The following is a 21,218-nucleotide window of genomic DNA, read 5'->3' on the forward strand; positions in this document are numbered from 1 at the left end:
TTAAGCCAGGAGTGAGAGCATGAGCAACTATGACGTGGTGATTCTGGGCGGCGGCCCCGGCGGTTATAACGCAGCGATCCGCGCCGGCCAGTTGGGCCTCAAGGCCGCGTGTGTCGAGGGCCGCGCCACGCTGGGTGGCACCTGCCTGAACGTCGGCTGCATGCCGTCAAAGGCGCTTTTGCACGCGTCCGAGCTGTACGAAGCGGCGCTGGGTGCGGAGTTCGCCAACCTCGGCATCGAGGTCAAACCCACGCTCAACCTTGCGCAAATGATGAAGCAGAAAGACGAAAGCGTGAGCGGCCTGACCAAAGGCATCGAATTTCTGTTTCGCAAAAACAAAGTTGACTGGATCAAGGGCTGGGGCCATATCGACGGCCCCGGAAAAGTCAGCGTGACCGGCGATCAGGGCAGCCGGATCGAGCTCACCGCCAAGGACATCGTCATCGCCACCGGCTCCGAGCCCACTCCCCTGCCCGGTGTGGAGATCGACAATAAGCGCATCCTCGACTCAACCGGCGCGCTGTCCCTGAATGAAGTACCCAAACATCTGGTAGTGATCGGCGCGGGCGTGATCGGCCTCGAACTTGGCTCGGTCTGGCGCCGGCTCGGCGCGCAGGTAACCGTGGTGGAATACTTAGACCGCATCTGCCCCGGCGTCGACGGCGAAGCCGGCAAAACCCTGCAACGCTCGCTGAGCAAACAGGGCATCAGCTTCAAGTTGAGCTCGAAAGTGACCAGCGCCACCTCCTCGGCCACTGGCGTACAGCTCAGCGTCGAACCCGCCGCTGGCGGCAGCGCGGAAATCCTCGAAGCCGATTACGTGCTGGTGGCCATCGGTCGGCGTCCGTACACCCAGGGCCTGGGCCTGGAAAATGTCGGCCTGAGCACCGACAAACGCGGCATGCTCGCCAATAAACAGCATCGCACCGAAGCACCCGGCGTGTGGGTGATTGGCGACGTGACGTCCGGGCCGATGCTCGCGCACAAGGTCGAAGACGAAGCCATGGCCTGCATCGAGCAGATCGTCGGCAAGGCCGGCGAGGTCAATTACGACCTGATTCCCAACGTGATCTACACCCGCCCAGAGCTGGCCAGCGTCGGCAAGACCGAAGAGCAACTGAAGGCCGAAGGCCGGGCGTACAAGGTCGGCAAATTCCCGTTCACCGCCAACAGCCGGGCGAAGATCAATCACGAGACCGAGGGCTTTGCCAAGGTCATCGCCGATGAGCGCACCGACGAAGTCCTCGGCGTGCATCTGGTCGGGCCGAGCGTCAGTGAAATGATCGGTGAGTTCTGCGTGGCCATGGAATTCAGCGCCTCGGCCGAAGACATCGCGCTGACCTGTCACCCGCATCCAACCCGCTCCGAAGCGTTGCGTCAGGCGGCAATGAATGTCGAGGGGATGGCGACGCAGATGTAAGCACTGTGCGAATACTTCCCGCGCAATGCGGGAAGTATCAGGACGGCAGATGCCCCAGCGGTAACGCGCCGGGCGTCTTCACTGTGTGGATCGCAAAATTGCTGCGGATATCGCTCACCCCCGGCAGCTTCAACAGACATCCGGTGAGGAAGCGGTCATAAGCGCGCAGGTCCGGCACCACCACTTGCAGCAGAAAGTCTGATTCTCCGGACACCAGGAACGCCGAAATCACCTCCGGCAACGCCGTCACCGCCCGGTGGAACGCCTCAGCCTGTTCATCGTTGTGGCGCTCGACCTTGACCCCGACAAACACCGTCAGCCCCAACCCCACTTCATCACGATCCAGATTGGCCTGATAACCGCGAATGACTCCGGCCTCTTCGAGCATGCGCACCCGGCGCAGGCACGGCGATGCCGACAGACCGATTTCATCAGCCAGCTGCACATTGCTAAGGCGCCCGTCCCGTTGCAGCGCGGCGAGAATCTTGCGGTCGAAGGCATCCAGTTTCATGGTTGGCAGATCCTGATGGTTTAGGCGGTGAAAGTGCGCAGATTATGCCAATTCATCCGCCCTTAGAAGCTGATTACGCAACCACCTGCCCTGCCCTTCGGCCCTAGACTGAGGCGACCGAATCGACAACGAGAGGGGTGCGACATGGCGAGTCTCTGGCTGTTTTTCCTGGCGTTGGGGGTGGTCTATCTGCTGCCCGGCCCGGACATGATCCTGCTGTTGCAGACCGGCGCCCGCCAGGGACGCGGCGCAGCGCTGGCCACAGCGATGGGCCTGGCGATTGCCCGAGGTTGCCACGTCGCGTTGGCGGCGTTGGGTTTGGCGGCGCTGTTCAAGGCGGCGCCGTGGACGTTCGATGCCGTGCGGATCGCCGGGGCGGCGTACTTGCTGTGGATCGGCGTTCAATGTCTGCGCACCACGCTGTTGCCGGATCTGAACGCCGACACCGTAACGGACAGTCATGCGCAGTGGTACGCAGCCATCCGTCGCGGCCTGCTGACCAATCTGCTCAACCCGAAAGCGTTGCTGTTCTGTTCGGTGCTGCTGCCGCAATTCATCGTGGCGAATGGCGCACCGGTGCTGACGCAGTTTGCGCTGCTCGGCGCGATGTTGGTGGGCGCAGGTCTGCTGTTCGACAGCGCCTACGCCCTGACCGGCGCCGCGCTGGGCCGCTGGCTGAAACACAGCCCGACAGCCCAGCGAGTGCAACAGTGGCTGTTCGGCAGCCTGTTGATCGGCTTCGCCGTTCGCCTGACGTTTGTCCAGCAGGCTTAAGGTTTGCGGGCCTTGCGTTGGCGGCGAGCAATCAGCAACAACGCCACGGCAGTGAAGGCCACAATCGCGCCGATCTGAACCGGCCACTTGTACGGGCGCAGTGTCGAACGCACCGAATCGGTCACCTGAGTGACGTAGCGCTTGTCGGCGTTTTCGAAGTCCGGATAAGGACATTGATGGCCGAAATCCACGGCCCACGGTACGTACGGCCCTTCGTCGACATAACGTTTGTACAAGGCGCTCTGCTCTTCCAGGCTGCTGTTCCAGCCCGCCGCCGAGCACAATACGGCGGCGAATGCCTGACTGGTGTGCGGCAGATTATCCGCCGCACGACTGGCCAGCGCCGTCGCGACGAACCGATAGTGATAACGCTCATCCGGCTGCGCCTCACTGGCTTTCTGACGTTGCACTTCGGCTTCGCTCACCAGCGGCCCGACTTTGAGCTCGGCATTTTCCAGGCTGTAGTTGCCGCCGAATGTCGCGTAATCCGGGGCCATTTCGTAGCCCAGAATGTCCATGCCCCACTCACGGGCCGTCCACGCGGCATTGAACAGCGCGCTGGCACGCTTGGTCGGCCACCATGCCGAATCCGCCTTCAGGCGTTGCTCACCATAGAGCCGGGCCTTGTTCTGCAGATCGGCGCTGTCGAAATAGCCGACCGCCTCTTCATAACGCCCCTCACGCAGCAACCGCCGCCCCAGCAGATTGCGCAGGCTTGCGGCCACCGGCAGCGGCACGTAATTGTCGCGATCCTGCTGACTCAGCGCGGGCGGTGCCGGGACATTGGTATCGACGTAGTTTTTCAGTTCTTCGACCGTCAGCACCCGCTCGGCCACGGTCGCGGCGTCGAACCAGTAAATATTCCGGCTGCGATACAACTGGTCAAAAGCCTGCAGATACTCGCCACGTTGCAGCGCGAGAATCGCGCTTTCACCCTCGACCCGGCACTTGGGCTGCACGCTTTCGAGATTCCAGTCGGCGGTGCGCCGCTCACCCCAGGATTCGTCCTGCGGGAACGCTTGCGCGGCTTTTGCGTAGGCCGCAGCTGCTGCGTTCCTGTCGCCGTCGCGCACCGCCAGTTTTGCCCGCAACCACCACGCCAGGCCACTGTCGCCAGCGTGTTCGAGGAACGCCTTGGCACTGGCGTAATCGCCTTGTTGGTAATTCATCGCCGCCAATCGATCAGCGTTGTCGAGGCTGCCGCGCGTGCTCGCTTGCAGGGCCTTGACCAGCTTCTTCTCGTTCGGCGGCTCATCGCCAAACGACCAGCCCATCCGGCTGATGAGCGAGGCGGTCACCAGTTGCTGCACCGCTTCGCCGCGCAGCAATTTCGCCAGCCGGTCTTCGGGCTCCTCGGCCAGCTCGTTCATCAATTGTTTGAGCGAGGTGTAACCGACGTTCGAGCCGTGCAGGTTCTGCGCGGCATAGAGCTTGATGGCATTGTTCCAGTCACCTGCCGTGCGCAGCGCCCGCGCCTCTTCGCCGAGGCTGGCCACGCCGAGTTCCAGCGGATCGCTGAAACCGTCGATGCTCAATTGCCGGGTCTGGCGGAAGGCTTCGATGGCGTTCTCCAAAGCTAGTAGCGCATCCCCGGCTTCGCTGCTCATGGCAAAGAATGCCCGGCCCAGTGAATAAGCCGCCCAAGTGCTGCGCAACGCGCGCTGATCGGCCGGCAGCGCCAGCAACTGACGGAAATACTCGACAGCCAGTTGATGGTCACCGGCGCCGAACGCCACGGCGCCCGCCACATATAGACGCAGTTCCGCCGGCAGGCTCGCGCCCTGCACGTCGACCTGACGCGCATCGGTCAGGCTGCGCAGTCGTTTGACCAGTGCCTGCTGTTCAGGTGTCAGACCGATCTGCTCGGCCTTGTCGCGCACCTCGGCGGGTTCTGGCGCCTCGGCGTAGATGTCATCCGGATTATGGGTGGCGGCGGTGACGTTCTTCAGCCCGGCAATGGTTTTGCCGAGACGACTGATCTCGAACCTGAAGTTGCCCTCCGGCAGTTCCGCCAGCGATTGCCCGCGATCGTCGAGCAGACGCATCGGGAAATCAGGGCCGCAGGCCAGGGCCGATCCCAGCGGCAGGCTGAGACTCAGACAAAGCAGATGGCGGGGCCAGTTACGGGTCAACATGCGAACCTCCTTGATCAATATTTGCGCAGCGTGCCCAACCGATCGCCCGCTGCCCGCCCGCCGGCAATCGGCCGTCGCGCAGGCGGGTGAAGGTAAGCAGATCCGCTGTCTGTTGCAACGCGTAACCGGCGAGCGCGTCAGCCCCTTCGCAGCTCCGGGCCTGGATGGTGATGCGGGCGGGCCAGGTGCTGTCGAGGTTACCGACGTTACGCAAGGTGATGTCATTCACATCGTTCTGTTCGGTGAACACCAAGCCGAGCTGGCTGTTCAACGCATCGCCTCGGGCGACCGCACGCAGCGTGCTCAGGCTCCAGGCTCTGCGGTCGTTGGCCAACGGCAGCCGAAACCAGATCAGACCGGCCAGATGCGCCGGGCGATCCTCGCGTAATGCTTTGGCCAACCGGCCCAACTGTTGTGGATCGGCCAGCAATTCGCGTCGCTGGCCGCCACGTTCGAGCGGCACTTCACTTTCCACCACCGGGGCGCCATCGGTATTCGCCAGCAACGCCACGCCGTAGGCCGGCAGCGCCAGATAAAACGGCTTGTTGGTCACCCGCGCCCAGGCCTTGGCCCAGCGCTGCGCCTGCTCGGGATCGAACAGACCGTGACGCGGATCGCTGACGGCGTGCACCTGCAACACGCTGCTGTCGACGGTCGCCAACAGCGCCGGCAATTGCGGGCTGTCGAGCCAGGCGGGCAATGCGGTGATGCTCAGGGGCAGGCTGGCCGGCAATGCGCCGCGCAAGTGGGTGAGGAATTCGATGTAAGCGGGCAGTCGGGCACTGCCGGCGTCATGGTCGATCTCGACGCCGCTCAGGTTCAGCCCCTGCCCTTGCCAGTCGGCAAGTACTTGAAGGATTTGCGCCGTGACCGCTTGCGGGTCGAGCGCCTTGAGCTGGCCGTCGAGGCGAATTACTGCGATCAACGGCCGGGCATCGCGTTTCAGCAGTGCGGTATCGATTCGTGCCCGACTCCATCCAGCCTGCGGAAAGGCTTGCAGCGCCAGCACCCGCAGTGTGGAGAAATCAGCGTGGCTGTCACGCAATGCCGCCTCGTGGGCCGGCGTCCATTGGCGTTGCCAGATATAGAGTTGTTGATCGAGCGGCAGCGCGTCCTGCCGCTCGCAGCCACCCGACAGCAACAGCGCTGCCAGCAAGACCGAACCACTCAAGATAAAACGCATAGCTGTGCAAACCCCGACCTCACGAGGCTGCAAGGTTACACAAAAAAGCGTTACGGCTTGCGCGCGATGATCACCTGACTCTTCGCCACCACCGCATCCAGCGCTTCCTTGATCTGCGCACCACGCGGCGAGTCCAGAACGGTTTTCCAGGTTTGAGCCCAGTGGTTGAGCATCGGGTGATCGGGGCTGCTCAAGTCAACCTTGGCTTCCCAGAACAGCAGCATCCACATCGACCAGTAAAAACCGTATTGGCTGTGGCTGATGATCTCCAGGCCGGCGTTGCTGACCATTGCCTTGAACTGCTCTTCACTGATGATCCGGATGTGGTTGGGCTTCTGGAAATACACCGGCGCGGCGATGTCCTTTTGCAAGTCTTCGGAACTTGGGTGCGGCACGCTCAACAGGTACAGCGCTCCTGGCTGGCCGACCCGCACCAGCTCGGAAAGAAACTGCGCCGGGTCATCGACGTGTTCGATGACTTCAGTGGAGACCACACGGGTTGCCGTTCCATCAGGAATGGGTAGCGGGTTGCAATCTGTGACATGACACTCGACGCTGCGCGCCGGGGTATCAACCAGACGTTGGCGGGTGGCTTCGATTTTGGCGGCATCGATATCGGCAACGATAATTCGCGCGCCGCGCCGGGCGCAGAACTGCACGTTGCCTCCGTCACCGCAGCCAACATCGATCAAGGTATCGTCGGCCGTCACCGGGAAGCCTTTGAACAACTCGCCGGTTTCCTGATTGAACCAGCCGCTGAGCATCGCATCGTGCAGGCCGAGCATGAATGGATCGATACGCTCAGGTGCCGCAGCAACAGGTTGCACAGGCGCAGGTGCAGCCGGCGCCGCCGTGAGTTTCTTCAACAGTCTCAACATGAGGTGGCTCCAGAGGATGGGGCATTGATGCGCGATGTTCCGAGGCGTTGGACCAGAGCGGCGCCACGATTACGCATGGGCATTTCGATCAAGCGGTAATTGAGTTCACTGAGCAGCACGATCAAGCCACCGGCGATCAACAGTGTGATGATCGGGTGCCCGGCCGGACTCGGCAGCCCGGCGACCTGCAAGCGAAAGATCAGCTCACGCACTAACTGGTAAGCCGGAATGTGGATCAGGTAGATTCCGTAGGAACGGCTGCCAATCCAGCCCATCAGTCGTTGCAGACTGCCTGCCGGCATCAGGTAGTCGCGATTGTACGAAGCGATCCACACCAGCACCGCGCTGAGCACGGCGATCGAACCGATGCGGTAACTGGCAAACGTGAAACGATCAGTGGCCATGAAGCTCAACAGCGCGCCGATAACGATCAGCGCCGACAAACCGGCCCACGGCTGCCGCAGAAAGGTCGGTTCCCAGCGCCGGTAACCTGGCTGCGTGGTCCACATCGCCAGCAGCACCCCCAGCGCCAGGGCGTCAGTGCGCACCACCATCAGCATCGGCGTGCGCACGGTGAACAATTGCACTGCGACCAACGCCAGCAGTACCCACACCAGGTGTTTGCGACACAGCACGATCAGCAGTGGAAACAGCAGATAGAACTGCTCCTCCAGCGCCAGGCTCCAGTACACGAAACTGCTGCCGTACTCGTAATGGAAAAAGCTGTCGGCAAAGCGGAAATTGGCGTACTGGAATACCCCGGCCAACGTCGCCTGCACGTTGGCAGACAAAGTACCGAATGCACCCGAGCGGTTGAGAAACAGGCACCCGAGCAGCATCAGCGCAAGCCACAACCATGCCGACGGCAACAGCCGAAACGCTCGGCGCAGCCAGAATCCACGTATCTGCTGCCAATACTCCTGCCGCGTGCTGCAACTGCGCATGGCCGGGATCAGGCCCCGGGCAATGACAAATCCGGAAATGGCGAAAAAAAGATCCACACCCCACCACGGCTGCGCCCAGCCGTGAATGTTAACCAGCAGCGGCACCGGGTCGGTAAACAGGCTGCCTTGCAAGTGGTGAAACAACACACCGAGTACCGCTATCGCACGCAGCACCTCGATGTCCATGATCCGCCTGGCGCTCATGAGGCCCCCCCGGGGTTCATGGGCTTGCGGGCAATGATCACCTGACTTTTTGGCATGAACTGGTCGAGCACCTGCTTGATTGCCGGCCCGTCGGGCTGGGCCAGCAAGTCTTGCCAGGTCTTGGCCCAACCCTGCATCAGGGGCGCAAACGGTGCCTGGATCCGGTCGCGCACTGCGCCACCCGCGTCGACACCGGCAGCCCGTTCAGTGGCCCAGAAAAAGATCATGCTCATCACCCAGAAAAAGCCTGTGGCCTGACGATGCTCGATCACCAGGCCCGCGTCCTGCACCAGTGCCGCGAATCGCTCCTCGGTAAAAATCTGCACGTGATTGGGCGACTGGTAATAACCCGGCGGAGCAATGCCTTTCTGCAAATGCTCGCCCACCGGCGCCGGCACGCTGAGCAGGTACTGGGAACCCGGCCGACCCATGCGCACCAGTTCGGCCATGAACAACTCGGGCTGGTCGATGTGTTCCAGCACTTCCATGCAAACCACTTTGCTCGCGCAACCAGTGGTCAGCGGCAGCGGCAGGCTGTTGCTGACCAGCCCGAGGCTCGTCGCACCGCCTTGGGCTTCAACCTGACGTGCGAGGTCACGCACCTTGTCATGTTCACTGTCGGTGAAGATCACCGACGCGCCCTGGCGCACCGCGAACATCGTCGCTCCACCCTCGCCGCAACCAACGTCGAGCAGGGTGTCGTGCGGGCCGATGGCAAAGCCTTTGAGCAGTTCACCGGTGTCGTTGAGAAACCAGCCATCGAGCACTGCATCATGCAGCCCGACATCGCGCGGCGAGAAACCCGGCGATACGACCTCGTCTGCAACCCGAGCTTCGCTTAACACTGCAGGCTGCACTTGAAACGGTGAAAACAGTCGTCCAAGCAATCTGCCGATCATGCGCCCGATACCCCCAGCGCAGAGCCAGCACGTAACTCGACCGCACGCTGGAGAAAAATACGCAACCGCTGCTCGGCCACGGCCTGACTGCAAAATGCCTGCAGGCTCTCCACTGCCTGCGCCGACATCTGCGCATAACGCAACGGTTCATTTTTGGTCACCGCATAACTGGCGCGATACGCCTCGCACAACGACGTCCAATTGGTTGCATAGCGCAGCGTGCGATAAGCGCCGCGTGGATCGTGCGGCCACGCAGTCAGTTCGTCAGTGGACTCGATCACAAACGCATTGTCACAGCTCAAGTAATCGATCATCGCTGTGGTGCGTGGCGCGACCGCCGGTTTGCCACAGGACATGAACTCCATCAGCGGCAGACATTGACCTTCGCCATAAGAGGTGTTGACCACGTAGCGGGTTGCCTGCACCAGGCGCTCGTAATCCGGGTCAGCCAGATAGCCGTAGATCAGCACAATGCGGCAGCGATAAGGCTGGTTCTTGTAAAGGTGGTGCAGAATATCGGTGAGCGCTTCTGCAGCGTCATGGTGAGTGAGCTTGAGCACCAGTGTCGCGTCTTCAACCTCGCGGAACACCACGCAAAAGGCGCTGATCATATCCTCCCAGTTCTTGCGTCCATCGCTGGGATTGAACACCGAGGTGTAAACCACGCCTTCGAGCAACAACTCCTGCTCGCGCAGTGGCGCGGCGAAATCGATGCCCGAACTTTTACGCACATGCACCGGTCCGTAGGCACTCAGGTCCAGCTGCCGACTGTCGGCTACCAACCCCTTGATCTTCAACAGCACCGAGTCCATCGGTGGCTGCTCGCGCAATTGCGCGCCACGCGCAGCGAACCGGTCCCACACCGGCGCGGGAACCGCGACGACTGGATAATCGGCGCTCATCGCTTCGCGTACCGATTCGACCGTGTAAGTGGAATGAGTGATCGCGGCGCCACATGCACGCAAAACCGTGCGCCAGTCATTACGCGGCTCGCCGGCGAACGGCTCGTTGGGAATAGAACTGAATTCCCAGGCGAACACCGGCAGTGTCGGGCAGGCCAAGTGCATCGGGGTACGATGTGGCGGCGAGAACGACAAAAACACGCAGGGCTCTCCGTTGGCCAGGCAGGCCTCGTACAACGGATCGACTTCGCGCTCGGGATCAACCACTTCGATCACTCGCCCAAGACGTTCAAGCACCGGACGATATTCCTTGAGCACGAAGTAATAGCTGTACTCCGAACGGCCGAGATTTTGCGCAATGGTGTGCTGGTTGGTTTCCGAATAGATGATGATCAGCATCAAGCGTTATCCGTGATCGGGGCGCGATTGCCGGCCTGTGACTCAAGTGAGAAAAAGTCTGCCAGGCGCTGTTGCAGGGCTGGCATCGCGCAGAAATCGTGCATGCGATCGATGGCCGCGAGCGACATGCGTTGATATTCCTGCGGTCGGGTTTTGGCCATCCGATAGCTGTTTTCATAGGCGCTTTTCAGCGAGCCCCAGTCGAGTCTGTGGCGCAGCGTGCGGAACAGGATTCGCGTGTCCTGGGGCCATGTCGTCAGCTCTTCGCTGGACTTGACCACAAACGCCACCGAATCATCTATGTAGTCGTGCATCGCCGTATGGTCGGGGGCAATGACCGGTTTGCCGCTGGCCATGAACTCCATCAGCGGCAGACACAGACCTTCACAGTGCGAAGCATTGACATAGAAACTGGTTGCCTGGTGCAGTCGTTCATATTGCTGCTCGTCCAGATAACCCTGGAGCATGACCACACGGCAGGCAAATGGCGCCAGTTGCGCGAGTGGGGTCATCAATTTGGCGTAACTGGAAGCCAGATCGTTCTGCGTCAGTTTCAGCACCAGGGTGGCATCGGGGGTATCACGAAACGCCCAGCAGAATGCGGTGAGGATCTGCAGCCAGTTCTTGCGACCATCCGCGGGATTCAGGACAGCGACGTAGACCACTCCATCGACCGTGGTTTCAACCAGAGATGAGGTGGTCGGCATATCCCGTGGCGGAGGCTGAACCGCAGCAGGCACAGATTGCGCACCGGCGATGGCCGGCAGGCGCTTGCCGAGCCAGTCATGCATGTGATCCGGGAGCAGGTCGCGAATGCCCTCCCAGTACCAGTTCTGCAGATAGGTAACCCGCGCCACCGGCGCGACTTGCTTGCGAATCAGATCCAGTGCCCACAGGCGCAAGTAATGCCGAGCAATCACATATCGCCGACGCAGGGTCAGCGCCGGGGGACGCGTAGCCTCGGCTTCGGCGAGTTGCTCGGGCGTTGGTAGCAGGTTGTCGGGGTGCAGATCGAGCAACCGGGAATCGAAAATGCAGCCCTTGAACGCGAGCGTGACGCCGGGATTTACCGCTGCACTGACGTGTCGTTCGCGAATGCCTGCGAAGGTTTCCCACAGAGGCGTCGGCAATACCAGCACGGGGAAGTCGTCACCCATGGCCTGACGGATTGCTCTGGCGGTGTGGGTCGATAACGTGATCGCCCGCCCCTGACGCGCGAACATTTGTGTCCAGTCCTGACGGGGTTCGTCATCCCACTGCTCATCGGGGATCGAATCGAACTCCCAAGCGACTACGCAGATGGTCGGGCATTCAAGGTCGGCAGGGGTTTTCTGCGGAGGCGAAAACGAGAGAAAAACGCTGTCCTCGCCGGCGGCGAGCAATTGTCGATGGAGGGGGTCGACCTCGGCTGTGGAAGACACCACGTGCACCCGCCCAAGACGTTCAAGCATTGGGCGATAGGCCTTCAGCACAAAGTAATAACTGTATTCGGGACGTCCAAGACTCTGGCTGATCGAGCTGTCGTTGACATCCGAGTAAAGAATGAAATTCATGGCATCCCACGGTGAGATCACCATCCCGGCGTCCTCACATAATGACGAACTGGCGTCGGGCACAACCGGCATCCCCGGAAATCGGCCTTCAACTTACAGCTCGTCTTTGTTCTTGTTTTGAGTGGTCAGTTTCACTGTGACGCATGCTCGTCCAAAACTACCCGGAGGATCGCGCCGAGGGGCATTCTAAACACATCCCCCAAGGATTCGGGAACCGCCCGGCGAGAAAAACCCGACTAGTCTGACGAGAACTGACCAGTCACGATTTGCCCGGTTGAAATTGCTGCGCAATTGGCACAGATTGGCAACCAAACAAATACAACAACGACTTCACCCGTCTTCTGACATGGTTTTTCTCTTGGTCTGACAGACATCCCCTTAAAGCCTGTGGGAAGAGGTGAAAGTTAAAGACCGAGGGGTCGCTGTTTGAAAAAGAGTCTGTTCATCACGGGCCTCAGCGGGTTCGTAGGACAACACATCCAGTCACGTCTGCATGGGGAAGACGCGTCGTGGCAACTGCTGCCTGCCACCTCTGCCTATGACCTGACAAAACCGGACAGCCTCATCGATCTGTGGCCGCAGCTGCCCGATGCGGTCATTCACCTGGCTGGCCAGACCTTTGTCCCCGAAGCTTTCCGCGACCCGGCACGTACGATCGACATCAACCTGCTCGGCACCCTGAACCTGTTGCAGGCACTCAAGACCCGTGGCTTCAAGGGCACGTTCCTGTATGTCAGCTCGGGCGACGTCTACGGCCAGGTTGAAGAAGCCGCACTGCCGATCACCGAACAACAACCGCCCTGCCCGCGTAATCCTTACGCCGTGAGCAAGCTGTCGGCCGAATTCCTCAGCCTGCAATGGGGATTGAGCGAAGGCTGGCCGGTGCTGGTGGCGCGTCCGTTCAACCACATCGGCACCGGGCAGAAGGACAGCTTCGTCATCGCCAGCGCCGCGCGGCAGATCAATCGCATCAAGCAAGGGCTGCAGGCACCGCAGCTGGAAGTCGGTGACATCGATGTCACCCGCGACTTCCTTGATGTCGGCGACGTGGTCTCGGCCTATTTCGCGCTGCTGGAAAAAGGCACGCCGGGGCAGGTCTACAACATTTGCTCCGGACATGAGCAAAGCATCCGCAGCCTCATCGAACAGCTGGGCGATCTGGCCGAGGTCGAGTTGCAACTGGTTCAGGATCCGGCACGCATGCGCCGCGCCGATCAGCGTCGCGTCTGCGGCAGCCATCAACGGCTGGCCCGGACCACAGGATGGACGCCGCAAATCACTACACAACAATCCCTGCGGGCGATCCTGTCCGACTGGGAGACGCGAGTACGACAAGAATGACAAAAAGTGCATTGATCACAGGGATCACCGGCCAGGACGGCGCCTATCTGGCCAGACTGCTGCTCGACAAGGGCTACAAGGTTCACGGCCTGGTGGCACGGCGCAGCAGCGACTCACGCTGGCGCCTGCGCGAGATGGGCGTTGAAGCCGATATCGTTTACCTGGACGGCGACATGGCCGACGCCTGCTCGGTGCAGCGTGCGGTGATCAAATCGGCACCGGACGAGGTGTACAACCTGGCGGCCCAGAGCTTCGTCGCTGCCTCCTGGGATCAACCGGTGACCACCGGCATCGTCGATGGCCTGGGCGTGACTCACCTGCTCGAAGCGATCCGTCAGTTCAGTCCGCACACGCGTTTTTATCAGGCATCCACCAGCGAGATGTTTGGCCTGATCCAGGCCGAGCAGCAGGACGAAAACACCCCGTTCTACCCGCGCAGCCCTTACGGCGTGGCCAAACTCTACGGCCACTGGATCACCGTCAACTACCGCGAAAGTTTCAACCTGCACGCCAGCAGCGGCATCCTGTTCAACCATGAATCGCCACTGCGCGGCATCGAATTCGTGACCCGCAAGGTCACCGACGCGGCCGCCCGCATCAAGCAGGGCAAACAGCAGGAGCTGGCCCTGGGCAACATCGACGCCAAGCGCGACTGGGGGTTTGCCGGTGACTACGTCGAGGCCATGTGGCTGATGCTGCAACAGGACAAGCCTGACGATTTCGTGGTCGCCACCGGGGTGACCACCACCGTGCGCGAGATGTGCCGCATCGCTTTCGATCACGTCGGCCTCAACTACCGCGACTACGTGAAGATCGACCCGGCCTTCTTCCGCCCGGCCGAAGTCGAAGTGTTGCTCGGCAACCCGGCCAAGGCCCAGCGCGTGCTCGGCTGGAAACCCAAGACCGACCTCGACACCCTGATCCGCATGATGATGGATGCGGACATGAAACGCGTCGCCAAGGAGTAGGCCATGCTGATCCCCGTGATTCTGTCCGGCGGTGCCGGCACCCGTTTGTGGCCAGTGTCCCGCGAGGGCCATCCCAAGCCGTTCATGGCCCTGCCCGACGGCCAGTCGCTGCTGGGCAAGACCTACCGCCGCGCCGCCGCGCTGCTGGACGGCTGGGGCGACATCGTCACGGTGACCAATCGCGAGTACTACTTCCAGAGCAAGGATCACTATCAGGCCGCGCGCCTTTCACGCCATCGCGGGCACTTCCTGCTTGAACCCACCGGGCGCAACACTGCACCGGCCATCGCGGCGGCGGCACTGTCGCTGCAAGCCTTGCACGGTGATGCAGCGATCATGGTGGTGATGCCCGCCGACCATTTGATCGTCAACGAAGACGCACTCAAAAGCGCAGTCGAGCACGCGGTCAATCTGGCGAAAGACGGTTATCTGGTGACCTTCGGTGTGGTGCCGACCGCCCCGGAAACCGGCTTCGGCTACATCGAGACCGGCGCCCCGCTGGATGCAAAAGGCGCAGCCAAGGTCCAGCGTTTCGTGGAAAAGCCCGACCTGCAAACCGCCACCCATTACCTGGAAAGCGGCAACTTCCTGTGGAACTCGGGAATGTTCTGCTTCACCACCGCCACCCTGATCGCCGAGCTGGAGCTGCACGCCCCCGAGCTGCTGGAACAGACGCGCGCCTGCATGGCCGCCAGCGAACCGCTGGAAACCACGGGTTACCTGCAACAGGAACTGTCGCCGCAACTGTTCGCCGAGATCACCGACATTTCCATCGACTACGCGTTAATGGAACGCTCCGAGAAAGTCGTGGTGGTGCCCGCCGGTTTCGACTGGAGCGATATCGGTTCGTGGGGCGCAGTCGCCGCGCTGGTGCCGGCCGACGCCGATAACAATCGCGCCAGCGGCGAGGCGATCTTCATCGACAGCCGCAACAACTTCGTTCAAAGCGAAGGCCGGCTGGTGGCCGCAGTAGGTGTTGAAGACCTGATCGTCATCGACACCGCCGACGCCGTGCTGGTGGCCCACGCCGACCGTGCGCAGGATGTGCGGCGGGTGGCCAAACAGCTCAAGGACAAATCTCACGAAGCCTATCGTCTGCATCGCACGGTCAGCCGTCCGTGGGGCACCTACACCGTGCTTGAGGAAGGTCCGCGCTTCAAGATCAAGCGCATCGTGGTCAAACCCGGCGGCAAGCTGTCGTTGCAGATGCACCATCACCGCAATGAACACTGGGTGGTGGTCGAAGGCATGGCCAAGGTCACCAACAACGGCAGCGGCACGACCCTGGTGGCAAAGAACGAATCAACGTTTATCGCCGCCGGTCACAAGCATCGCCTGGAGAACCCCGGCGTCATCGACCTGGTGATCATCGAAGTGCAAAGTGGCGAATACCTGGGAGAGGACGACATCGTCCGCTTCGAAGACCAATACGGCAGGACGGTGTGAATGCTGCTTTCCCTGTACCGCTCGCTGCATGACTACCGGGGTTTCATCCTCGGTAGCGTCAAGCGGGAGTTTCAAGCGCGGTATCGCAATTCGCTGTTCGGCGCGCTGTGGACGGTACTCAACCCGCTGTCGATGATCATCGTGTACACGGTGATCTTTTCCCACATCATGCGCGCCCGTCTGCCCGGCGTGGACGACGGCATGGCCTACAGCGTCTACCTGTGCGCCGGGCTGCTGACCTGGGGCCTGTTCTCGGAAATCACCCTGCGCAGCCAGAACATGTTTCTGGAGAACGCCAACCTGCTGAAGAAAATCAGCTTCCCGCGCCTGTGCCTGCCGGTGATCGTGCTGCTCAATGCCGGGATCAACTTCGCGATCATCATCGGCCTGTTCCTCGGCTTTCTGTTGATCACCGGACGCTGGCCGGGCATGGCCCTGTTGGCACTGGTGCCGCTGCTGGCGCTGCAAGTGCTGTTCTGCGCCGGGCTGGGCATGATCCTCGGCGTGCTCAACGTGTTCTTTCGCGATGTCGGACAGCTATTCGCCATCTGCCTGCAATTCTGGTTCTGGCTGACCCCGATCGTGTACCCGCTGAGCATCCTGCCCGAGTGGGTGCAGCGCCTGTTGCAGCTCAATCCGCTGACCAATCTGATCGGCAGTTATCAGAACCTGTTTCTCTACGGTCAGTGGCCGGTGTGGAGTTCGCTGCTGCCGACCTTCGTGATCGGCCTGCTGTTGTGTGCGGTCGGCCTGCGCCTGTTTCGCCGGCGGGTCGGCGAAATGGTGGATGAACTCTGATGGGGTACATACGCGTTACCGGCCTGGGCAAGGCCTACAAGCAGTACCCCACTCGCTGGAGTCGCCTGGCCGAATGGCTGATACCGTTTTCGCCAATGCGCCATCGCCAGCACTGGGTGCTGCAAGACGTGAATTTCGAGATCGCCCCCGGCGAAGCGGTGGGCATTGTCGGGGTCAACGGCGCCGGCAAAAGCACCCTGCTGAAAATGATCACCGGCACCACTCAACCGACCTGCGGCCAGATCCAACTCGAGGGCCGGGTCGCCGCGCTGCTGGAACTGGGCATGGGCTTTCATCCGGACTTCACCGGCAGACAGAACGCAATCATGGCCGGGCAACTGCTGGGCATGCAGGTCGAAGACATCGAAGCACTGATGCCGGACATCGAACGCTTCGCGGAAATCGGCGAGGCCATCGATCACCCGGTGCGCACCTACTCCAGCGGCATGCAGATGCGTCTGGCCTTCAGCGTCGCCACCGCGCGCCGCCCCGACATTCTGATCGTCGACGAAGCACTGTCGGTGGGCGACGCCTACTTTCAGCACAAAAGCTTCGACCGCATCCGCAGCTTCCGCAAGGCCGGCACCACGCTGTTGATCGTGTCCCACGACCGTTCGGCGATCCAGTCGATCTGCGACTCGGCGATCCTGCTCGAGGGCGGCCACATGGTCATGCACGACAAGCCCGAAGCGGTGATGGATTACTACAATGCCCTGCTCGCCGAGCGCGAAGGCCAGACCGTGCGCCAGGAACTGCTCGACGGCGGCCAGGTACGCACCGTGTCCGGCACCGGCGAGGCCGGGATCCTCAGCGTGCGTCTGCTCGATGAACGCGAACGCTCTATCGACGCCGCCGAAGTCGGTCAGCCGGTGACACTGGAAGTCGAGGTGGAGATTCGTCAGGACATCGAACGGCTGGTGCTCGGCTTCCTGATCAAGGATCGCCTGGGCCAGGCCATGTACGGCATCAATACCCACCGCCAGAACCAGGCGCTGGAAGACCTGCGGGCGGGTGAGCGCATCACCTATCGCTTCGCCTTCGTCATGGGCTTGGGCAAGGGCAACTATTCAGTCGCCCTGAGCCTGTCGCGACTGGACTCGCACCTGGACCGCAACTTCGAATGGCGCGACTACGGTCTGGTATTTCACGTAATCAACAACCGCAAGGAAGATTTCGTCGGCTGTTCCTGGCTGGGCGCCCACACGTCGATCACCCGCCATGCGGACAACCTCGCGGAGCGTGCGCCATGACCCGCCTGCTGGTCGAATGCACCCACGTCTTCAAACACCCGAAGGTCAATTCGGGGATTCAGCGGGTGGTGCGCAACGTCATCAAACAGCTGCCGCCGAGTGCCGAAGGCGTCGAATGCGTGCCGGTGGTTCTGCTCAAGGGCCAGTTATACCGTGTGAAGCGTCTGGCGCCGCTGGATTCGCCGCTGTTCAATGCCATCGTCACATTTGGCGAACGCCTGGAACGGCTGGCTCATCGTTTCTGGCAGCTGCATCAACGGCTGGACACCCGTTGCCGCACAAAACTGGCACGACGCGTGTTGTACGTCGGCTATCGCCTGACCTCGTTCGGTGCATTCGGGCTACCGCTGCGGCTGGTCGAGCAGGTCAATCGCTATCAAATGCCTCAACGCTGTGAACCACTGCAACACCAGCCAGGCGATCAACTGGTGCTGCTGGATTCGTCATGGCATTCGGACTTTTTCCTGCATGCCGAGCGCCTCAAACAGGAAGGCCTGGGCCTCGTTGCGGTGATCTACGACCTGATTCCGCTGTCCCACCCGCAGTTCTACGACACGCGGCTGGTCGAGGTGTACAGCGAGTGGTTCGACTGGATCGCCCGCAACGCCGACGGCTTCATGGCGATTTCCGCCACGGTGCGCGATCAGGTGCGGGCAGAACTGCAACGTCGCCTGGGATCGGCGCAAGTCGGCAAACGCTGGTTCGACTACTTTCACCTCGGTTCGGAGCTGGATCTGCAGAGCGTCGAAGCCGGCGTCGAACCACGTTTGCAACAGCTGTTCGCCACACCGGAGCCGGTGTTTCTGATGGTCAGCACCATCGAGCCGCGCAAGAACCACGACTATCTGCTGGATGCCTTCGACCGTGCCTGGGCGAACGGCTCGAAAGCTCGCTTGTGCATTGCCGGGCGCATTGGCTGGAAGTGCGACGCGCTGCTTGCGCGGATCCGCAATCATCCCGAACTGAACCGGCGTCTGTTCATGTTCAACGACTTGAGCGACACCAGCCTGGAACACGCTTACGCCCATGCCAGCGCACTGGTGTTTCCGTCGTTCATCGAAGGTTTCGGCCTGCCGCTGGTGGAAGCGATGCAGCGCGGGCTGCCGGCGATGGGCAGTGACATACCGGTGTTCCGCGAGATCGGCGGTGAATTCATGGCGTATTTCGATCTGCAATCGCCGCACAGCCTCGCCGATCTGGTGCAGACCTTTGAACGCAGCGGTCGATTCCCCGCGGCCCGCGATGTGAGCGACTGGCAATGGATCGGCTGGCGCGAAGCCAGCGCGCAACTGGCCGAGCGTACCGCGCGCCATGTGCTGGAGGCACCTGAGGTGTCAGCGAGGCAACATGCGCATAGCCCTTAACGCCCGGATTCTCCAGGCACCGCGCACCGGCATCGGCCATTACGTGGCCGAGCTGGTGAATGCCTTGCACGCGGAAACCGATATCGAAGTGGCGCTGTTCCATGGCTGGGGCTGGAGCTCGCAACTGCCGGAAGCGGCGATGCCCGGTTATTCGCGCCTGACGCCGCTGCTGCGGCAGATCCCAGGCGCCTATCAGGCGCGCCGCTGGCTGGAGCAGAAACGCTTCGATCAGGGCCCTGCGCAACCGGTCGATCTGTATCACGAACCAAGCCTGTGGCCGCTGGCCTTCGACGGCCCGACCGTGATCACCCTGCACGATCTCACGCACCTGCATTTCCCCGAGACCCAGCCGCCGGCACGGCTGCGGGAAATCGAGCGGCGGCTCGCCGACGGCGTACGCCAGGCGCGGATCATTCTGACCGACTCACAAGCCATCGCTGACGAGGCCCGGGATTATTTCGGACTGCCTGCCGAGCGCTTCGTGGTCGCGCCGCTGGGTGTCGCCGAGCGCTTCCATCCGCGCGAGCCGCACGACATCGATGCGGTGCTCAAGGCCCATGCGGTCGAGTACCGGGAGTATTTCCTGTGTGTCGGGACTCTGGAGCCGCGCAAGAACCTTAACCTGGCCCTGCGCGCCCACGGGCGGCTGCCGGAACGGGTGCGCCAGCATTTCCCGCTGTTGATCGTCGGCATGGCCGGCTGGCAGCGCGATCAGTTCAGTGAAGAATTGAATCAGGCGCTGGCTTGCGGGCACGTGTGCCTGCTCGGCTATTTGCCCGACGAGCAAGTCGCGCAATTGCTGGCCGGCGCCCGGGCGCTGGTTTTTCCGTCGCTGTATGAGGGGTTCGGCCTGCCGGTGCTGGAAGCGATGGCCAGCGGCACGCCGGTGGTGCTCACCCGCTCTTCGGCCATGCCGGAAGTGGCGGGCGATGCCGGCAACTATATTGAAGCTGACGATGCAGACGGCTTGCGTGATGCGATGAGCCGACTGATCGATGATCAAGCGCACTGGCAGGCATGCCGGGAAGCCGGATTGCAGCAGGCACGGCTTTTTTCCTGGAAGCGTTGCGCGCAGGCCACGGCCGGCGCCTACCACCAGGCCATGGGAGGTTGAATGCGGGTTCTCCATTTTTTCAAGACATACCTGCCTGACTCGGTCGGCGGTATCGAACAAGTCATCTTTCAACTCTGCGAAAGTGGCGCCCAGCACGGCATCGAAGGCCAGGTACTGACGCTCAGCGCCAATCCCGAGCCAGCCGTGGTACGCCTTGGCCAGCACGAAGTGCATCGGGCCAGACTGGACGTGCAGTTCGCCTCCACCGGGTTTTCCTGGAGCGTGTTCAAGCGGTTTCGCGAACTGGCCGCCGAAGCCGACGTGATCAACTACCACTTCCCGTGGCCGTTCATGGATCTGGTGCACTTCGCCAGCGGCGTGAACAAACCGACGGTGGTGACGTACCACTCGGACATCATTCGCCAGAAGCACCTGCTCAAACTTTATCGTCCGCTGATGAACCGCTTTCTCGCCAGCGCCGACCGGATTGTCGCGGCTTCGCCGAACTACCTGCACACCAGCGATGTGTTGCAGCAGTTTCGGGACAAGACCCGCGTCATCCCGTATGGATTGAACAAGGCAGGTTATCCACAGCCCGACGTCGAGCGCATGAACCGCTGGCGTCAGCAGCTTGGGGATAAGTTTTTCCTGTTCGTCGGGGTGATGCGCTATTACAAGGGCCTGCACATCCTGCTCGACGCCTTGAAAGACGTGGACTATCCGGTGGTGATCGTCGGCGCCGGCCCGCTGGAGCAGGAACTGCACGCCCAGGCCGCCGCGCTGGGCCTGCGCAACATTCATTTCCTCGGCCGTCTGAGCGATGAAGACAAGGTCGCCCTGCTGCAACTGAGCTACGCCATCGTATTCCCGTCGCACCTGCGCTCGGAGGCGTTCGGCATTTCGCTGCTCGAAGGCGCGATGTACGGCAAACCGATGATCTCCAGCGAGATCGGCACCGGCACCAGCTATATCAATATCCACAACGAAACCGGACTGGTGGTGCCACCGAGTCATCCACAGGCGTTTCGTGAAGCGATGCGCACCCTGTGGGAAAACCCGGCCCGCGCCGCCGAAATGGGCCTCAAGGCTGAGGCCCGTTATCGGCAGTTATTCACAGCCGATGAGATGGGCCGCAAGTGGACCGAGTTGTATCAGGAGCTGCTGGAAGAAAAGGCATTGTCCTTCGCCTGATCCG

18 protein-coding genes are annotated in these 21,218 nt (G+C 61.6%); 10 read left to right on the top strand and 8 right to left on the bottom strand.

Going from position 1 to position 21,218, the window contains the following annotated elements; all coding sequences use genetic code 11:
* Positions 1-19 precede the first annotated feature (19 nt).
* Positions 20-1,420, top strand: a complete 1,401-nt coding sequence (gene lpdA / locus AC1MDC_RS20530) for a dihydrolipoyl dehydrogenase (protein ID WP_480393566.1) — start codon at positions 20-22, stop codon at positions 1,418-1,420.
* A gap of 37 nt (positions 1,421-1,457) precedes the next feature.
* Here the strand turns inward: lpdA and AC1MDC_RS20535 are convergent, their stop codons facing one another.
* Positions 1,458-1,931 (bottom strand): Lrp/AsnC family transcriptional regulator, encoded by a 474-nt coding sequence (locus AC1MDC_RS20535; RefSeq protein WP_007954205.1) that lies wholly within the window; start codon positions 1,929-1,931, stop codon positions 1,458-1,460.
* 144 nt (positions 1,932-2,075) lie between these two features.
* Here AC1MDC_RS20535 and AC1MDC_RS20540 point away from each other — a divergent pair, with 144 nt between their 5' ends.
* Positions 2,076-2,705, top strand: a complete 630-nt coding sequence (locus tag AC1MDC_RS20540; protein ID WP_227233982.1) for a LysE family translocator — start codon at positions 2,076-2,078, stop codon at positions 2,703-2,705.
* Here the strand turns inward: AC1MDC_RS20540 and AC1MDC_RS20545 are convergent.
* The 7 genes from AC1MDC_RS20545 to AC1MDC_RS20575 are packed head-to-tail and all read right to left on the bottom strand — an operon-like array spanning position 2,702 to position 11,802.
* Positions 2,702-4,840: a hypothetical protein gene (locus AC1MDC_RS20545; RefSeq protein WP_480393567.1), complete on the bottom strand. Its 2,139-nt coding sequence runs from the start codon at positions 4,838-4,840 to the stop codon at positions 2,702-2,704. The genes AC1MDC_RS20540 and AC1MDC_RS20545 overlap by 4 nt on opposite strands.
* Positions 4,827-6,023: a DUF3142 domain-containing protein gene (locus AC1MDC_RS20550; RefSeq protein WP_480393568.1), complete on the bottom strand. Its 1,197-nt coding sequence runs from the start codon at positions 6,021-6,023 to the stop codon at positions 4,827-4,829. Before AC1MDC_RS20550 ends, AC1MDC_RS20545 begins: the two co-directional genes overlap by 14 nt.
* 50 nt (positions 6,024-6,073) lie before the next feature.
* Complete coding sequence (locus AC1MDC_RS20555) at positions 6,074-6,901, bottom strand: class I SAM-dependent methyltransferase (protein WP_480393569.1); 828 nt, start codon at positions 6,899-6,901, stop codon at positions 6,074-6,076.
* On the bottom strand, positions 6,895-8,049 hold the full coding sequence (locus tag AC1MDC_RS20560) for an acyltransferase family protein (protein WP_480393570.1): 1,155 nt from the start codon (positions 8,047-8,049) through the stop codon (positions 6,895-6,897). Before AC1MDC_RS20560 ends, AC1MDC_RS20555 begins: the two co-directional genes overlap by 7 nt.
* Complete coding sequence (locus AC1MDC_RS20565; RefSeq protein ID WP_480393571.1) at positions 8,046-8,948, bottom strand: class I SAM-dependent methyltransferase; 903 nt, start codon at positions 8,946-8,948, stop codon at positions 8,046-8,048. Before AC1MDC_RS20565 ends, AC1MDC_RS20560 begins: the two co-directional genes overlap by 4 nt.
* Positions 8,945-10,249, bottom strand: a complete 1,305-nt coding sequence (locus tag AC1MDC_RS20570; protein ID WP_480393572.1) for a glycosyltransferase — start codon at positions 10,247-10,249, stop codon at positions 8,945-8,947. The genes AC1MDC_RS20565 and AC1MDC_RS20570 overlap by 4 nt, the downstream gene beginning before the upstream one ends.
* Complete coding sequence (locus tag AC1MDC_RS20575) at positions 10,249-11,802, bottom strand: glycosyltransferase (protein WP_480393573.1); 1,554 nt, start codon at positions 11,800-11,802, stop codon at positions 10,249-10,251. The genes AC1MDC_RS20570 and AC1MDC_RS20575 overlap by 1 nt, the downstream gene beginning before the upstream one ends.
* Before the next feature lie 426 nt (positions 11,803-12,228).
* Here AC1MDC_RS20575 and AC1MDC_RS20580 point away from each other — a divergent pair, with 426 nt between their 5' ends.
* Genes AC1MDC_RS20580 through AC1MDC_RS20615 form a run of 8 tightly spaced genes read left to right on the top strand, consistent with a single transcriptional unit; the run spans position 12,229 to position 21,214 of the window.
* Positions 12,229-13,143, top strand: a complete 915-nt coding sequence (locus AC1MDC_RS20580; RefSeq protein WP_085696656.1) for a GDP-mannose 4,6-dehydratase — start codon at positions 12,229-12,231, stop codon at positions 13,141-13,143.
* Positions 13,140-14,111, top strand: coding sequence for a GDP-mannose 4,6-dehydratase (gmd, locus tag AC1MDC_RS20585; RefSeq protein WP_007954189.1), 972 nt, complete (start codon positions 13,140-13,142; stop codon positions 14,109-14,111). The genes AC1MDC_RS20580 and gmd overlap by 4 nt, the downstream gene beginning before the upstream one ends.
* Before the next feature lie 3 nt (positions 14,112-14,114).
* Positions 14,115-15,557, top strand: a complete 1,443-nt coding sequence (locus AC1MDC_RS20590; protein ID WP_085696654.1) for a mannose-1-phosphate guanylyltransferase/mannose-6-phosphate isomerase — start codon at positions 14,115-14,117, stop codon at positions 15,555-15,557.
* Positions 15,558-16,355, top strand: coding sequence for an ABC transporter permease (locus AC1MDC_RS20595; protein ID WP_480393574.1), 798 nt, complete (start codon positions 15,558-15,560; stop codon positions 16,353-16,355).
* Entirely contained in the window at positions 16,355-17,605 is a 1,251-nt protein-coding gene (locus tag AC1MDC_RS20600) for an ABC transporter ATP-binding protein (protein WP_085696652.1), read from the top strand. Before AC1MDC_RS20595 ends, AC1MDC_RS20600 begins: the two co-directional genes overlap by 1 nt.
* Positions 17,602-18,969, top strand: a complete 1,368-nt coding sequence (locus AC1MDC_RS20605) for a glycosyltransferase family 4 protein (protein ID WP_480393575.1) — start codon at positions 17,602-17,604, stop codon at positions 18,967-18,969. Before AC1MDC_RS20600 ends, AC1MDC_RS20605 begins: the two co-directional genes overlap by 4 nt.
* The gene (locus AC1MDC_RS20610; protein ID WP_480393576.1) at positions 18,953-20,083 is read left to right on the top strand and encodes a glycosyltransferase family 4 protein; all 1,131 of its coding nucleotides are present in this window, start codon (positions 18,953-18,955) and stop codon (positions 20,081-20,083) included. Before AC1MDC_RS20605 ends, AC1MDC_RS20610 begins: the two co-directional genes overlap by 17 nt.
* Positions 20,084-21,214 carry a glycosyltransferase family 4 protein gene (locus tag AC1MDC_RS20615; protein WP_085702251.1) on the top strand — a complete coding sequence of 377 codons (1,131 nt, stop codon included), beginning with the start codon at positions 20,084-20,086 and terminating at the stop codon, positions 21,212-21,214.
* The last annotated feature ends 4 nt before the right edge of the window (positions 21,215-21,218 follow it).

This window comes from Pseudomonas sp. 1, assembly GCF_056626735.1.

Bases quoted from the DNA above. Each gene is read 5' to 3' on its own strand.
- AC1MDC_RS20545 (WP_480393567.1), bottom strand. From the start codon at position 4,840: ATGTTGACCCGTAACTGGCCCCGCCATCTGCTTTGTCTGAGTCTCAGC.
- AC1MDC_RS20615 (WP_085702251.1), top strand. From the start codon at position 20,084: ATGCGGGTTCTCCATTTTTTCAAGACATACCTGCCTGACTCGGTCGGC.
- lpdA (WP_480393566.1), top strand. From the start codon at position 20: ATGAGCAACTATGACGTGGTGATTCTGGGCGGCGGCCCCGGCGGTTAT.
- AC1MDC_RS20560 (WP_480393570.1), bottom strand. From the start codon at position 8,049: ATGAGCGCCAGGCGGATCATGGACATCGAGGTGCTGCGTGCGATAGCG.
- AC1MDC_RS20540 (WP_227233982.1), top strand. From the start codon at position 2,076: ATGGCGAGTCTCTGGCTGTTTTTCCTGGCGTTGGGGGTGGTCTATCTG.
- AC1MDC_RS20600 (WP_085696652.1), top strand. From the start codon at position 16,355: ATGGGGTACATACGCGTTACCGGCCTGGGCAAGGCCTACAAGCAGTAC.
- AC1MDC_RS20555 (WP_480393569.1), bottom strand. From the start codon at position 6,901: ATGTTGAGACTGTTGAAGAAACTCACGGCGGCGCCGGCTGCACCTGCG.
- AC1MDC_RS20570 (WP_480393572.1), bottom strand. From the start codon at position 10,249: ATGCTGATCATCATCTATTCGGAAACCAACCAGCACACCATTGCGCAA.
- AC1MDC_RS20595 (WP_480393574.1), top strand. From the start codon at position 15,558: ATGCTGCTTTCCCTGTACCGCTCGCTGCATGACTACCGGGGTTTCATC.
- AC1MDC_RS20575 (WP_480393573.1), bottom strand. From the start codon at position 11,802: ATGAATTTCATTCTTTACTCGGATGTCAACGACAGCTCGATCAGCCAG.
- gmd (WP_007954189.1), top strand. From the start codon at position 13,140: ATGACAAAAAGTGCATTGATCACAGGGATCACCGGCCAGGACGGCGCC.
- AC1MDC_RS20605 (WP_480393575.1), top strand. From the start codon at position 17,602: ATGACCCGCCTGCTGGTCGAATGCACCCACGTCTTCAAACACCCGAAG.
- AC1MDC_RS20590 (WP_085696654.1), top strand. From the start codon at position 14,115: ATGCTGATCCCCGTGATTCTGTCCGGCGGTGCCGGCACCCGTTTGTGG.
- AC1MDC_RS20535 (WP_007954205.1), bottom strand. From the start codon at position 1,931: ATGAAACTGGATGCCTTCGACCGCAAGATTCTCGCCGCGCTGCAACGG.
- AC1MDC_RS20610 (WP_480393576.1), top strand. From the start codon at position 18,953: ATGCGCATAGCCCTTAACGCCCGGATTCTCCAGGCACCGCGCACCGGC.
- AC1MDC_RS20550 (WP_480393568.1), bottom strand. From the start codon at position 6,023: ATGCGTTTTATCTTGAGTGGTTCGGTCTTGCTGGCAGCGCTGTTGCTG.
- AC1MDC_RS20565 (WP_480393571.1), bottom strand. From the start codon at position 8,948: ATGATCGGCAGATTGCTTGGACGACTGTTTTCACCGTTTCAAGTGCAG.